Source organism: Chryseobacterium arachidis, assembly GCF_900129245.1.
In the GTDB taxonomy this organism is placed as follows: Bacteria; Bacteroidota; Bacteroidia; order Flavobacteriales; family Weeksellaceae; genus Chryseobacterium; species Chryseobacterium arachidis.
The window spans coordinates 55594-71363 of sequence record NZ_FQUT01000017.1 but is presented as its reverse complement, the minus strand read 5'-3'; the positions used below and the strand labels follow the sequence as shown (position 1 = coordinate 71363).

The 15770-nt window shown below is 33.7% G+C and carries 13 protein-coding genes; 9 read left to right on the top strand and 4 right to left on the bottom strand.

The window, feature by feature from the left end:
- Position 1: 1 nt before the first annotated feature.
- Positions 2-4501, top strand: coding sequence for a TonB-dependent receptor plug domain-containing protein (locus tag BUA89_RS20495; protein ID WP_072963274.1), 4500 nt, complete (start codon positions 2-4; stop codon positions 4499-4501).
- 272 nt (positions 4502-4773) lie between these two features.
- Here the strand turns inward: BUA89_RS20495 and BUA89_RS20490 are convergent, their stop codons facing one another.
- The 4 genes from BUA89_RS20490 to BUA89_RS20475 form a co-directional block, all read right to left on the bottom strand.
- Complete coding sequence (locus BUA89_RS20490; RefSeq protein WP_072963271.1) at positions 4774-5694, bottom strand: hypothetical protein; 921 nt, start codon at positions 5692-5694, stop codon at positions 4774-4776.
- A gap of 28 nt (positions 5695-5722) precedes the next feature.
- Positions 5723-7312: an autotransporter outer membrane beta-barrel domain-containing protein gene (locus BUA89_RS20485; protein ID WP_072963268.1), complete on the bottom strand. Its 1590-nt coding sequence runs from the start codon at positions 7310-7312 to the stop codon at positions 5723-5725.
- A gap of 252 nt (positions 7313-7564) precedes the next feature.
- Positions 7565-8179: a response regulator transcription factor gene (locus tag BUA89_RS20480; protein ID WP_072963265.1), complete on the bottom strand. Its 615-nt coding sequence runs from the start codon at positions 8177-8179 to the stop codon at positions 7565-7567.
- Entirely contained in the window at positions 8172-11183 is a 3012-nt protein-coding gene (locus BUA89_RS20475; protein WP_228420648.1) for a sensor histidine kinase, read from the bottom strand. Before BUA89_RS20475 ends, BUA89_RS20480 begins: the two co-directional genes overlap by 8 nt.
- 143 nt (positions 11184-11326) lie before the next feature.
- On the opposite strand from BUA89_RS20475, the gene BUA89_RS20470 reads away from it, so the two are divergent.
- From BUA89_RS20470 to BUA89_RS20435, 8 genes are all read left to right on the top strand, one after another.
- Complete coding sequence (locus BUA89_RS20470) at positions 11327-11830, top strand: GbsR/MarR family transcriptional regulator (protein ID WP_072963259.1); 504 nt, start codon at positions 11327-11329, stop codon at positions 11828-11830.
- Positions 11831-11833: 3 nt separating this feature from the next.
- A complete protein-coding gene (locus BUA89_RS20465; protein ID WP_143152411.1) occupies positions 11834-12526 on the top strand; it encodes a hypothetical protein in 693 nt (230 codons plus the stop codon).
- Between the two features lie 79 nt (positions 12527-12605).
- Positions 12606-12971: a hypothetical protein gene (locus BUA89_RS20460; protein WP_072963254.1), complete on the top strand. Its 366-nt coding sequence runs from the start codon at positions 12606-12608 to the stop codon at positions 12969-12971.
- A 51-nt stretch (positions 12972-13022) separates the two neighbouring features.
- On the top strand, positions 13023-13367 hold the full coding sequence (locus tag BUA89_RS20455) for a hypothetical protein (protein WP_072963251.1): 345 nt from the start codon (positions 13023-13025) through the stop codon (positions 13365-13367).
- 7 nt (positions 13368-13374) lie between these two features.
- Positions 13375-13779 carry a hypothetical protein gene (locus BUA89_RS20450; protein WP_072963247.1) on the top strand — a complete coding sequence of 135 codons (405 nt, stop codon included), beginning with the start codon at positions 13375-13377 and terminating at the stop codon, positions 13777-13779.
- Between the two features lie 79 nt (positions 13780-13858).
- Complete coding sequence (locus tag BUA89_RS20445; protein WP_072963243.1) at positions 13859-14290, top strand: hypothetical protein; 432 nt, start codon at positions 13859-13861, stop codon at positions 14288-14290.
- A complete protein-coding gene (locus tag BUA89_RS20440) occupies positions 14277-15089 on the top strand; it encodes a DCC1-like thiol-disulfide oxidoreductase family protein (RefSeq protein WP_072963239.1) in 813 nt (270 codons plus the stop codon). Before BUA89_RS20445 ends, BUA89_RS20440 begins: the two co-directional genes overlap by 14 nt.
- A 165-nt stretch (positions 15090-15254) precedes the next feature.
- Entirely contained in the window at positions 15255-15728 is a 474-nt protein-coding gene (locus BUA89_RS20435; RefSeq protein WP_072963236.1) for an SRPBCC family protein, read from the top strand.
- Positions 15729-15770 lie beyond the last annotated feature (42 nt).

Sequence of the window (15770 nt, the reverse complement as noted above, 5' to 3'; positions counted from 1 at the left end):
TATGAATTTCAAAGTATATTTACTATTTATTTTTTTGTTTTCAGGCATATTTCTGAACGCACAGACTGAAGATTTTCAGAAAGAGAAAACCTATATCCAGACAAGTCATGTTTTTTACAAGCCCGGCGAAACAATGGATTTCAAGATTTATGTCATCAATGCCCAGAATAATCTTCCGGCGGAAGAGAGTAAAGTGGTGAATTTTGAACTGATTGATCCAAGCGGAAGTATTGTCAATAAGGCAAAATATGAAGTAAATAATGGTCATGCGGAAGGCTACTTTTATTTTTCCAATGAAATGAAAGGAGGAATTTACAAGATAAAAGCTTATACAAGCTGGATGCAGAATGAAGAAGGAAAAAATGCTTTTGAAAAAGAAATTACATTGCAAAAAATTGTATCACCAAGAATTTTGATGAAGCTGGATTTTCCAAAGAAAGGCTATGGAGCAGGAGATGAAGTGATAGCAGATTTTTCGATGAGAAGCCTCAGCAATTTGCCGATTCCTTTTTATGAAGCCGATTTTACCGTGATACATAATGGGGAAAAGGTTTCGGAAGGAAAGCTGATAACCGATAAAGAAGGAAAAAATCAACTGAAATTCAAGCTTCCGGATATTTTAAAAACTTCTGATGCTTTGCTGAATATTAAAGTGAATTTTGATGGTTTTACAGAATCTATTTCCAGAAATATTCCGATTGTATTGAACAATTTGGACATCAGATTTATGCCTGAAGGCGGAACTTTCATCAACGGAATTGAACAGAATATAGCTTTTAAAATTTTAGATGAATTTGAAAAACCTGTGGATGCCACATTAGAAATTTTCAACCAAAATCATGAGAAAATAAAAGAAGTTTCGGCGTACAATTTCGGAATGGGAAGTTTTCTGTTAATGCCTAAAAATGGGGAAATCTATTATGCTAGAGTGATAAAACCTGAAAATATTTCAAAGATGTATAATCTTCCGGTGGCTAAAAATGAAGGGATTGTTTTTAATGCAGATAAGCAAAATAACCAGATCCGACTCAAACTGATTGCTAAAGAAGAAAAAAGTATTGTCATTAAAGGAGATTTCAGAGGTAAGGAAATTTATAATCAGCAGGTTGTATTGAAAAATGGCGAGAATTTAATAGAGATTCCTGAAAATAAACTGCCGGTCGGAATTTGTAGATTTACCGTATTTGAAAATGAAATTCCGTTGGCTGAGCGTATTGTTTTTACGAATGAAGATCGACAGATGAAAGTGAAAATCAAACCTTCAAAACAGAATTATTTGCCAAGAGAGAAAGTTGCTGTAGAAATTGAAACAACCGATGAAAACGGAAAACCTGTTCCTGCCAATCTTGCTTTAAGCGTGGTTGACGATAAACTCTGGACGTATGCTGATGATAAACAGAACCATATTATTTCCTGGCTTTTAATGGATTCTGAATTGCGTGGAAAAATAGAAAAACCACAGTTTTATTTTGATAAAAAAGAAGCCAAAGCAAAGAAAAGCCTCGATCTGGTAATGCTGACAAACGGATACAGATATTTTGAACTGACACCTGATGTGATGAAAAACAATACCTACAAATACCTGCCGGAAAAAAGAAACCCCATCTACGGAATTGTGGAAGATGAAAATAAGAAGCCGGTAAAGGCTGAGGTTTTTCTCCTGGAAGAAAATTATAACGGGAAAAGCAAAATAATAAAGCTGCTTACAGGTGAAGACGGCCTGTTTTACTTTACAGATCTTGAGTACTATACCACTTATAAGGTTATTGCGAAATCTTTTCGGCCAAAACAGAAAATTGATGTACGGATTTTAGCCTATAAATTACATGTTAATCCTTTAAAACCAAAAGGAAACAATGCGGATGTTGAAGAAGTGATCGGTGAAGGAAAGGAAAAAGTTGATGTACAGAAGGTCACTCAAAAAATCCAGACAGCCAATAAACCGGTTGGCAGGATGTCTGATACGATAAAATCTAAGGATCTTCAGGAAGTCGTGATAACCGGAGCTTTAGGAATGAAAAAAAGAGACGCTCTTACCAGTTCTGTCACATTAGTGAAAACAGAAGAAATATTAAATCCAAATATCAGTGCTTTGGCGGGTAAGGTTGCAGGGATTCAAATCTCGCAGGCAAGTAATCAAATGAATGGGAATGTTATGATCCGTGGATCGCGTTCTATTTCCAATAAAAGTCCGTTATTTGTTGTAGATGGTGTTCCGGTGGAAAACTTCAGTACCCATATCAATCCTCAGGATATCAATTCTATTACCGTTCTGAAAGATGCGGCTGCAGCGGCATTGTATGGAAGCCAGGGAGCAAATGGAGTGATTTTGGTAACTTCTACAAAGCAGGGAAATGCTAATATTAAATTTGATATTACTCCCAAAACCTATTTTGCCGTAAAGGCGATTCCCAGAGACAGCCTTACCTATTATAATTCGGGAAGAGCGTTTTCTTATCCTGCTTATGAATCTACAAATACTTCGCACCGATTCGATTACAGGGAAACAATTTACTGGAATCCGGTGGTAGAAACCGACAAAAACGGAAGGGCAAAAGTGGAGTTTTATAATTCTGATGCGAATACAACGTTCAGGATTCTGACTGAAGGAATTTCAGGAACCGGGCTCTTGGGAAGGGATGAAACGACGTATGCCGCCCAAAGTCTCATTTCGATTGATGCTAAAATTCCGCAATATGTGACGAGAACAGACCAGATGACCATTCCTGTTGTCATTAAAAATAATTCTTCTGAAACCAAAACGATGACGATGAATGTAGTAGTTCCGAACCATGTGAATCTGATGCAGTCTGATAGTTTAATTACCCTGAAACCTTTGGAATCCGGAAGATTATGGGTGAGAATGCGCACGGACGAAATCATCAGTTCCAATATTCAGTTTATCGTGAGATCGGAGAATTTCAGAGAGACAATGATTTTGCCATTTAAAGTTGAAGAAAAAGGGTTTCCGTATAATTTTTCAATCATTAATAACAAAACAGAAAAAATTGAAGTCGATGTTCCTGAATTTATCGACAGAAGTTTGTCCGCTTCCTATTATGTTTTTGAAAATTCTGCATTGCAGCTTTTTGAAGATCTGGAACGTTTAAAACGTGAACCTTACGGCTGTTTTGAACAGTTGTCGTCCACAGTGTATCCTAATGTTTTTATTTTGGACTATTTAAGATCAGTGAAAAAAATCAACAATGAAACGGAAAGTTTAGTCATTAAAAACATGAAAAAAGGTTTCCAGAAAATGCTAAGCTATAAAAATAAAGATGGCGGTTTTGGTTATTTTAACGCTTCCGAATCTGATGCTTCTGTCTCTGCGTTTGCTTTGCTGGAATTCATGGATCTGAAAAAATATGTTGATATCGATCCGAAAATTATTACGGATTTAACGGCTTTTATTCTGTCCAAGAAGAAGTATAACGGGATTTTTGAAGTAAGGAAAAGTTACGAAATCAACAGTCCGTATTCAGAGTTTGCATGGTCGAGAAATATGTATGTGCTGTATGCATTGTCAAAATTAGGTTTTAAAAACGAGCTTGAAGATGCTTATGCCATCAGTTTAAAAAGAGCCTTGGCTACAAAAGACTCTTATCAGTTGGCTTTAATGGCGAATGTTTCAGACAATCTTAATAAAAATAAAGAATATGAAGATATCGTAAGTCTGCTGGACAAGCAGTTTGAAAGTCAAAATATAAATCCGGACATTACTTTCACAGGTTCTCGGGGAGTGTCTGCAAAAGCGGAAACATTATCGCTTTACATGATGGCTTTACAGAAATATACAAAACTTAATGAGGTTAAAATCAGGAATATTGCTGATGTTCTAATCGGTTATAACGGATATTACGGTTTTGGGTCGACACAGGCGACAAGTCTGGCATTGGAAGTATTATCAGAATTCTTTTCGAAAAATGAAAAAATGTACGGAACGGAAAAGCCCAAAATTAAAGTCAATAAAGCCGAGATTTTGCCGGGTTCAAATGTTGCATCAGCTTTTAAAGTTGGGAAAAACGAAATCATGATTGATTATCCTTCTCAGAAGGGGTTGCCTTATAAATTAGAATATCAGTATTACAGTTTAAAAGCACCAAAAAGCAAAGATATTCCTTTAATATTGGAGACAAAACTGAAATCTGAAGTTTCTAAAGTAGGAGAGACCAACCGAATGACGGTGACGGTTAAAAATAAAATAAACAATCCGCTGCCGATGGTGACGGCAAAGATCGGAATTCCTGCCGGACTGACTTTACAAAATGCTTTGCTGAAAGATATGCTGGATAAAAAACAGGTTTCTTATTTTGAGATTTTTAATAATTATCTGGTCTTATATTGGGAACATTTTGATGCCAATGAAACGAAAACCATTAATCTGGATTTGAAGGTGGAATTTGCAGGAGAATATACAGGAAAAGCAAGTAGCATCTATTTATATTATATGCCTGAAGCACAGTTTTGGAATGAAGGAATTAATGCAAAAATTCAACATTGATTTATTTCAGATCAAAAGCTTAAGAGAAATTCAGAATTTAATAAAAAAATAACGAAGATACAGTAGACAGGGTAGAATCTCTAAAAATGATTGGGATTACAAAAAAGACGGCGGGCAATCGTATGAATGCCTGCCGTTCCTGTATATAAAATCCCTTCTTATTGGGGAACTGTTTTCTCTCATCACATGTAAGATCATTTTAAAAGATTATATAAGAAGGGAAGATTTTAAGCAATTTTTGCACTTTTTTATTTTTTTTAGTTGAAAATCATTTAGTTGGCAATTTTATATCCGTATAAAGAACTTACAACTACTTGGTAAACATTACCGCTCGATACTGCAGCAACCCCTGCCATGCTAACGGTTTCTCCGGCATTTAGATAGGTAATGCATGAAACATTTACTCCTACAAGAGATCCTGGATTGGGCTGAAAGGACTGCACCAACACATTATTGGGAGTTGTGCTGAAATTCTTAATAAGATAAAGCACGGTAAAATTAAATGTTGGAGTCCCTGAAACCAAGCTGTTGTCAAATTGGGTGGAACCGTAAAACATATAATAGCCGTTTGTAGGTGCCGTAAAACGACCTGTAGATGTATTTAATGCATTTCCGGTATTGAGTACAGTTCCCTGCGGATAAGTGATTTCTGAACCGATATATGGACCTGTTGTGGCAGGAAGAGTCTGTCTCGTAGTTGTGCTTACCGTAGAAAATGCATAAGTGGATGCGGCAGCGGGAAGATTATCCGAACTTGAAAGTAAAATAAGTTCCCAGGTCGTTCCTGTGGTGGTTCCTTTGCTGATGAAAAATGCGTAGTAACCTGCCGGTACATCTACGGATGAAATACCAGCTCCGCTTTGATTATCGATGAGCTCTGCTCCGCTTGTGATTATTGAAAGTGTTGCTGTACCTGTATTTTTAAAATGATACGTTCTTCCAATAAAATTTCCAGATCCGTTTATAGCTGCGGGTAAGGTTAAAGTTCCATTTGTTCCGCCATTATAAGCTACATAATAATCATTAATTCCAACTGTTTCGCTTGTAGAAACCTGTCTGTATGTGGCCGCAAATGAGCCGTTCACGGTAAGTTTGCTGCCGGGAGATGGATTGTCGATGCCTATATTTCCGGTTTGTGAGTACAATGCGATTCCCGAAAATAATAGGAGTATAAAAATAAAATGTATTTTCATATTATTAATTCAAAAAAATTAGATTTGATTAATTTTGGAATTTTACAAAGTCTAAATAAAATACAGGATTTCCTCCGTTAAAGCCTGTTGGTACTATATAATTGGTTTTATGGGCAACTACAGGATAAGTACCGGGTGCAGGGAAATACAGTACTTTGTTTTGATCCCGGGGAATAAAGTTAACAGGATCCGGACTGGAAGTTCCGCAATAAGATTTCCACACATCTCCAATACCTGGTATATAAAACCAATAATCATTACAGGTTGAAGTAAGAGTAAGTCCTGAACGGAAAAAATACCATCCTTTGGCAGGAATTGTAACGGATATTCCGGTAGGAAGATTATCACCGCCTGAAGCTCCTGTAAATGGGTTCGTTAATGTTCCATTATAAGAAGTCCAGTTATCAGCAAATGCTGTGGTAACTGTAGAAGACCATGTCGCAAGACCATTGGCATCACTTGTAAGGACATAACCTAATTGCTGGGTTCCATCTTTAATTTGTAAAGCTCCGTTTGCAGTACCGTTATCGATCACAATTTTAGCGTTAGAAGCTCCCGTAGGAACTGTATTGGTGCCGAGCAAAACTTTTCCGGTTCCGTTGATGCTCAGGTTATTTCCTGCGTTGTCAATATTTGTTGCCTGTGAAAGAGTTCCACCTAGTCTTACATCAGAGCCCGACATACTGGTCCCGTTACTTGCTGTGATATTATTATTGATGATTGTTGTTCCGCCACTGCCGTTACCGCCTGAAAGCTCCGTAATAGACATAAAACCTATAGATCCATGCAATAATGCTGTTCCTCCACCTGTTTCTATTCTTACTTTTACTGATGTATCTGTGGCGGGTTTGTAAATGGCGTACGCTTCAGGCTGACCGCCTATTGAAGAGGCAGGATAATTATTAAGTGCATCTACAACTCCTAAGGTGGTAGTAGGAAGCGGAGAGTTATTTGAAGCATCTACCCATTGATAGGCAGCATAGCCGTTGGCAATAGAAAACTCCGTAGCATGAAGCTGGCAGCGAAGAATATAAGTTTTGCCCGCTTTCAAATTAAAAACTCCTGTATTGTAAGTGATATTATTTGAAGCAATTAAAGAACCGAATGTTACATCTGATCCCGTAGTGATGGACTGAGAAGCTGCCGGTTTTACAATAATGTAGTCACCGGTGGAGGAAGATCCGGACATAACCAGTTCCCAGGTCGGATTAGCTCCTGTAAGCCCTGTATTTATGAGCTGTACACTTTGATTTGCCGGTACTGAAACCGTTGCGTTTCCATTTATTGTTTCAGAACCTGCAGCGTTGATGGTAATAATGAAATTCGTGTTGTTTTTAATCGTGTACATTCGTCCTTTAAAATTTCCGTTTCCGCTGATTGCTGCCGGAAGATTGAATGTAGCATTTGATGTTCCCTTGTATGATAAATGGAAATCTGTAGCTGACAGATTGTAAACACTCGCAGTTACGGAATTGTATTTGGCTGCCAAAGATCCGTTGACATCCATCGTGGATCCTGGATTTTCAGTATTTATTCCAACATTTCCTGCTTGAGAAAAGGCAATGGAAGAACTGAGCAGAGCGATGGCCTGCCATACTTTTTTGAAATTTTTTGACATGTATTTTATTTTTTAGCTGATTAGGATTTTCAATTCAATTAATAATTAATTTAGAAATGTGAATTTATTTAATTATTAATTTGTATCGTTTTTTAATATTAATTTTTTGGTATATTAACTAATATTAATATTTAATTTTTAATCATAATCCAAAATTATAGATTTTTTTCTTCAAAAAATAAAAGCTTTTGTAGAAAAAAATAAAAGAACATGTAGAAAAATTTTTACAAGTTGTACTCAAACAAACAGATTTCAGGAAATATAGGTTTGATAAAGCCTGATAAGATCTGCTATGTTTTTGGTTTTTAGCTTAATGTGGATTCTTTTTTTATAGGTGCTTATCGTAGGCATTTGGATATTCATGGTATTGGATATTTCCAGATTACCGTTTCCTTTTGCCAGAAGTATGAAAATTTCATACTCCCTCTCCGACAAATTTTTAATTAAATCTAATGACGATTCATTCATGAGTTGATTAACAAGAGCTGAAGGATAATAATATCCGTCAGAAAATATTTTTTTCACAGCTTCCGAAATCTCGTCGGATTTACTTAGTTTACTTACGTATCCGTTCGCCCCTTCTCGGATATATTGAGCTGCAATTTCTTCTTCGTATGCAGAGAAGATCAGGATTTTGATATCAGGATCAATCGCTTTTATCTCTGAAATCATTTTTTTATTCCTGCTTTCCGGCATATTGATGTCCAGAATTACAAGATCATATTTTTTTTGCGAAATTTTTTCTAAAGTTTCCGGATAATCTTCCGCCTGATCTATTTCCGCATCCTGAATTCTTGCTTCCAGAATCATGGTGGTTCCTACCAATACAATATCGTGATCATCGGCTATAAGAATGTTTTTACTCATTTTTTTTATTTGATAAAATCAGTTTGAAAGAAGTTCCCTGAGGTTCGTTTTTTGTGAAGATAATTTTTCCTCCGATCATTTGCAGCAGTTGAAGAACGAGATGTAATCCCATACCATATTTTTGCAATAATAGCTTTTCATTTTCAATATTGTCCTGAAGTCTTGTATAATATTCAATTTTCTTTTCATCCATTCCGATTCCGGCGTCGGTAATTTTCAGAATAATATTTTCTTTTTCAATAGAGTTTTCAATGGTTATTGTTCCGTTTTTTGTGAATTTAACAGAATTATCGATCAAATTATGTACAATGGCCGATAAAATATTTTTACTGATCCACAATTGCAAAGATTCATCAACATTATTTTGAATCAGGGTATTATTTTTTTCTGCAATTTCATCAAAAAGAATTTTTTTCTCATCTATCAGTTGAAACAGTGAATAAAGTTCAGTTTTATCCAAAATATGATGGCTGTAGATATCTGCATATTCTTTTAAAGTCATCGTAAAATTATACAGCTGATCCGAAGATTTGTAAATGGAATTAAGAATTTTCCCGGCCCGTTTTTCATCAAAATTTTCCTGATCCAGAATTTCCTTGGCGGTAAGCGCAATAAACTTCACCGGAGTTGTGATATCATGCGTAATAGTTCCAATTAATTTCTTTTGCTGCTCAATTTCTTTGTGAAGTTTTCCTTTGGTGACCTCAAGCTTTTCTACGGTATCAGACAGAATTTTTGTTCTGGAATTTACAATCTCTTCCAGTTCATGATTTTTCTTTTGAAGAAAGCTTATTCTCCATTTTACCAGAAAGTAAATGAATAGACAGAATAATCCTGTTAGAAATATTTTAAACCAAAATGTTTGATAAAAGTAAGGTGGAATAATGATTTTAATCTTTTTATAGATAAATTTTCCGTCATCCGAGACAAGCATTCTAACCATAAAAGTGTGATGGCCATACCCTAGATTGGAAACAGAAAATTTTCTGTCTTTCCCTATATTTTCCCATTTTGCGTTCGGAAAATCACTCAGTTTGGCTTCTATCACCACATTATCAAGATTTGAATAGTAAGGAACATCAATAAACAAGTCCAAACGATTGGATTCCTGGCTGAGGTATATTTTTTCTTTAAAATTTTTCTCTTTATTGTCGACCAGCGCCCTTTCTATATAGAAATTTTCAGGATAGAAACTTTTGATTTTTAAAGGATCAAAGAAAATAAGACCATTAAGAGAAGGCAGTACAAATTCTCCGTTTTTCAGTTGGTTTCCTGCGATGTTGCTGCCGCCGTTAAATTCATTGGTATTAAAACCTGCATCTTTAGAAAACCTGTAGTAATAAATTCTGTGTTTTTTATTTTGTGCATATTTCAGAAGTTCTGTTTCCAAAACCTTATATAAGCCGTTATTGGTAGAAATCCAGAAAAATCCTTTAACATCTTCCAAAAGGGTGTGCGATGATGAAATATTACCATCCGAATCATAAGGCATCTTTATAATGTGGTCGTTTTTTAATAGATAAAATCCTTGTCCTAAGGTGGTTATCCATATATTTCCATCTTTGGTTTTAATTATATTTCTGACCGATAATTCCTTATTTCCAGTTAGTTTGTAAATTTTATTCGTCTTTAATGATATTTTATATAAACATTTTACAGTACCAACCAATATGTATTCCTGATCCAGTCTGATGAATTTGGTAGGTTCACTTTTAAAAAAAATCTTTTTCTCTACAGCGTTGAAAGTTTGATCTTTATAAATTGCTAAAACGCCATTGAACTCGGGGCCATCAGGGTTTTTTATATCTTTAAAAAGCGCAAAATATTGATGATTACTGATGAAAAAATCTTTTAATAAAAGGTTTTTTGTCTGTACAATTTTTTCAGTACCTGATGTTTTTGAATAAACCGTAATATGATCTTCATGAAGATATATGATGTTTCCATTCTTTTCACGATCTAAAAAATAGGGAGAACTATTTTTAAAATTTTTATTTTCTAAAAGACCATTATGACTATAAACCTCTCCAAATGTTGTGATGACGGAAGAATCGCTGTAAGGTAAAATAGAATAAAAGACAGATTCATGGTTGGGTGAGGGTCGTTTTACAGTAGTGAAATCCTGAAAACTCAGGATTCGTAACCCATCAATGCTGCTTCCCAAATATAGCTTTTTGTATTTCTTGTCAAAATAAATACTCATGAAATTTTCGTCCTTAACATCCTGTAGAGTAATAAGTTTTGATAATTTCAACTGATTATCCTGATATTGACAGATATAAATTGTTCCTCGATTCATCGCAAAAAGCTGATGATTGATCTGGCTCCAAAAAATCCTGGTTTTATGATCCGATAACAGAGAATTTTTAAAAAAACCGATGATTTTCCCGTCTTTTATAGTAATAATATTTTTCGTTATAGGATCTACATGAAACAATAAATCGTTGAGTGCAAAAATTGTGGAAGCATTTTTATAAAGCGGCTTTATATTTAATCTTTGCTCTCTTTTCGATCGAGAATCCGAATAAATCAATACATTATCCAGCAAAAAATATCTTCCGTTTGCAACATTCATGAAAAAACCGATTCCCGTTGAGGCGAAACTGTAATGCGAACAGGAAAGGAGATACTTTTTTTTATTTCTGTAAACAACAGTAGAATGGTTCTTTATAGGAGTGATTTTCGGAAATTTGTCATGCAGCAAAATATTTTTTTCATATTCTCCGGTTGTAAAAATACTGTCATTTTCAACATTTCCATAAAAATGGGTAAATCGCTGACTGTTCAACGGAAAATTTTTATAGATTAAAAAACTGCTGCCGTCATATCGCACAATCCCGTTTTCAGTGGTAAGCCAAATAAATCCATACTTATCTTTTATAATATCTTTTACACTGTTCTGTGGCAATCCGTTGTCTGTATTGTAAACCTGAAGATGTGTTCCCTGACCTTTCATAATAGAATGAAGGAACAAGAAAAGTATAAGAAGCAGACTTTTTCTCAAGGTTTATAATTTTAACAGTGCAAATGTATTTCTATTATGTGACAAATAACAAAAAATTGATTTTATTAAATTTTATTTTCAAAAATTATTGAAAGTTCAAAAATTATAATTACATTTGTATCAGAAATTAAAGTTAAGATAAAATGCAACTTTCAGAAGCTAAAGAAAAATACATCCAGACTTGGGGAACGTTCGCGACCAATTGGGGAATCAATCGTACAATGGCGCAGGTTCATGCTCTGCTTTTGGCAAGCAACAGAGCCCTTTCTACCGATGAGGTGATGGAGCAGCTGGAGATTTCGAGAGGAAATGCGAATATGAATCTTCGAGGATTGATGGATTGGGGAATTGTAAAAAAGGAACTGATAAAAGGTGACAGAAAAGAATATTTTGTAGCGGAAAAAGATGTATGGTATTTATTCAAGCAAATCACTAAGGAGCGCAGAAAAAGAGAAATTGAACCCGTTATTTCTTTCCTGGATGAGCTTAAAAATATTGAGGATAAAGATTCAGAAGAAGCCCAAGAATTTATTAAGCTGATGAACGATTTCAGTTCTGTAACAGGGAAAATCAACAATATTATGGATCTTGCGATTAAAAGTGATGATCATTGGTTAGTAGGTAAGATTACCAATTTATTGAAATAATTAATGAGAAAATATTTGTCCATAATATTTGCATTGATATTTTTGATTGGTTGTCAGAAAAATGTTATCGCAAATTTTGATATTCACATTGAAAATTTAGATAAATATAATACGTCTTACCATGATTTATCTAAGGTAGAAATTTATAAGGACAATAACATTTTTAAAATATTAAAATCTGATTTTCCAATTGGTGGTTTAGAAAGAAACATCAAAATTGACAGTATAAAAGAAGGGAAGTATTCATTTGTTTATGAAAGTATTTTCGGAAAACAAATTAAAACGAATATCACAGTTGATGATTCCAGAACATACAGGATAAGTTTAAATCCCGATCGGCTAAATGAAAAAATTAAAAATTTAGTCTTTGAAAATATTAAAAATGAAGAAGTTCAATTAAAATATAGATCCAGTGGGTGCTTTCATTTGAATGAAGATTCAATAACTATACTGAATAAGGGAAATGAATATTTTGTTAAAAAAGATGATCATTTACGGAAAATTGATAAAAAGACATGGGCATATTTTGTTAACTTAGAAAATAAAATTCGCCACATTCATAAAGATAGAGGATGTACATCTGTTGATAGCTTTATCTTTAAGTACAAAGGAAAATCTGATACGGTTTATGATGGGACTTGTAATTTTGATATCGTGTCAAATATAATTAATTATAGAAAAAAGAATAAAATCTAAAGGACTTCAAAATCCTTTTTTATTTCAAATAAACTTTCAATAAATACTGAAAATATAATAATATTAAAAACTTTGAAACATGAAACTGAATATTTTAAAAACAGAAGTGATATTTCAGACTCTATTAACCTTTGTAAGCCTTGTATGGGTTGTTTTAACTGAAGGGTCAGAATTTTTTATTGCACTTTTCTTTATTGGAGCTTCAAATTTGCTGGGCTTTCTACTGAGAATTTCCCTTGTTGCAAGCAAGTTTCACCGCTATTATTTCTTCGGAGTTATTCTGTTTTTTCTCATTTTATATGGCATAACTTCTTTAACAGTTGATTCCAACATGGAATTTGCAACATATTTTATGGGAATTGGAGGTATGCTTTTTAATATCTATTATTTGATTTATGGTTTTTATCTCATTGAAACGATGAAACAAAATAAGATAGCAGAATAAATTTTTTTGAATCTATGTTTCAAAAATTATTGAAAATATAATATTTATAAAATGTTCAATATTATTTCATACCTACTTTTTCTTTGCATCAGTTCGTATATCACGATCGATGTGGGAAGAAGGTGCTACAACGCCGGGAAGTATTATCTGAATTATCTTATTCACGATGCCAATCTTTGTCTGACAATCAACAGAATACTTTTAGGATGCTATTACCTGATAAATCTCGGCTACATCGCCATTAATCTGGCAAGTTGGGATAAGGTAAATTCTATGGAACAGCTGCTGTCGGTCACAGCCATCAGAATTGGATACATCACTTTGATTCTCTGTTTTTTACACTTCATGAATATTTTTACCCTTTACTTTTTAAGAAAAAAATTAACTATAAAATAATAACACTATGAATGCAACAGTTTTAACCACAGCCACCTACAACTTTTCTGCGTACATGATTTACTTACCGATTGTCATTATGCTCACGATTTTTGTTTCACAGTTTCTTTTTAAGAATTCTAAAACTTTTATGATCGATATTTTTCATCAGAAAGAAGATATCGCAATGGCAACCAATTCACTCTTTAAGATCGGTTTTTACCTTTTAAATATTGGTTTTGCCTTATGTATAATTGAATTTTTTCAGATTGAAACAGTAGAAAGATTAGTCGTTGCCTTAAGCAAAAAGATTGGCGGATTCTCTATTTATCTTGGAATAATGATGCTTCTGAATTTACTACTGTTCTTAAAAGGTCGCAAACACGCCATGAATAAAGACAAAATCATTAAAAATGAAAACACTGATATTTAAAATCTGGATGTATTTCACCTTTAAGATCCGGAACAAAAGAACGAGAGGAGGTTTTTTGAACCTTTAAAAATGAATAACCATGAAAACGCTTTTAAAATACCACGTAAACATTCAGAAAACTCTAATTCTACTTTTTGTAGTGACTTTATTCATCGTAATGGTTACGGGACTAGATTTTATATTGATGGCATTGATTATTGAGTTTTTTCTGATCGCCATTTTTCAGTATTCCCTAAATTTAATAAAATTTAATAGTAAAAAGTACATGAAGACCGATTCAAGGAAAGTGTATATTTTTCTTTCAACGTACGTGGTGATTGGTTTTTTAACGTGGCTTTGCCTAATATCATTGGATATCCGTGATAATAACGGTACGATTAAGGATATTTTTGAACTAATGATGATGTCATGGCTTTTTCTTTCTCCCATCCTGATGATACAGTCACTATTGATAAGCTTTTTTGATTTAAAAAACACTCATTCTAAACATCTTAATCATGAAAACACTTAAAAAGCATACCTTAATCTATGATAACGAATGCCCGATGTGTAACATCTATTCTAAAGGTTTCATTAAATCGGGAATGTTGGATGAAAATGGAAGAGAAGCCTTTACAGATATGAGTTTAAGGAATAAAAACCTGATTGATTTTCATCGTGCAAAAAACGAAATCGCATTAGTCGATCATGAAAAAAATAAAGTGATTTACGGTCTGGATAGTTTGTTGTTAATCATCGGAAACTCATTTCCGATATTAGAAAAGATAGCCAGAATACAGCCTTTGTACTGGTTTTTCAAAAAGCTGTATTCTTTCTTTTCTTACAACAGAAAACAGATTATCCCTTCAAAAAAAGATAATACGGAAGAAGCCTGCATTCCGGATTTTAATTTAAAATACAGATTAGCTTACCTTGCTTTTGTTGTGATTTTCTCAGGATCTACTTTAAGTATATTTTCAACAAAATTAGGATTAGGTTTAACTCAGAATTTCTGGAGAGAATTTGCAATTTGTATCGGACAAATCGTTTGGCAGATTGTATTTTTAAAATTTTATTTAAAAGATAAAACATGGAATTATCTCGGAAATATGATGACTGTTTCTCTCATCGGAACATTACTTTTAATTCCCGCTTTATTTTTAGATCTAAATCCGGTTTCTTCAATAATTTATTTTGGAATCGTTGTATTCATTATGTTTCTGGAACACATTCGAAGATGTAAAATATTAAAATTAAACTTCCTTCCTACATTTTCCTGGATAATTTTCAGAACCACAGTTTCAATTACATTAATCTTATTAAACAAATAAAAACAACAAAGAGTCCCGAAGGGACGACCTTCTAAAGGATAGGATGAAATCCTATCGCCGACAACACAACAACATCGACAACATCAACAACACATCAATAACAAATCACCAACAATAAATCAAGATCAACTAACAACCAAAAACCGTCAACTATAAAACCAACTGATGTCAAAAATAATTTTAAACACAACCATCAAAGCGGATATCCAGGTCGTTTTCGATTTATCAAGAGACATCGATTTGCATCAGAAATCAACTTCTAAAACGAACGAAAAGGCAATCGCAGGAAGAACTTCCGGACTCATTGAAGAAGGAAAATCCGTCACTTGGAGAGCAAAACATCTAGGCGTCTATCAAACATTAACCACGAAAATTATCATTATGAATAAACCTTATCATTTCACCGATGTTATGCAGAAAGGCGTTTTTAAATCGATGAAACATCAGCATATTTTCAGACAGGAAGGTAAAAACACAATCATAACAGATATTCTTGAATTCGAATCACCTTTCGGAATGATCGGAAAAATCTTCAACACAATCTATCTTAAAAATTATATGAAAAAATTCCTCTTAGAACGAAACAAATTAATTAAAGAAACCGCAGAATCAATCATGAGTCCCAAAGGGACGATTTAAACAAGGATAGGATGAAATCCTATTAAAAACAAAACCCATCAA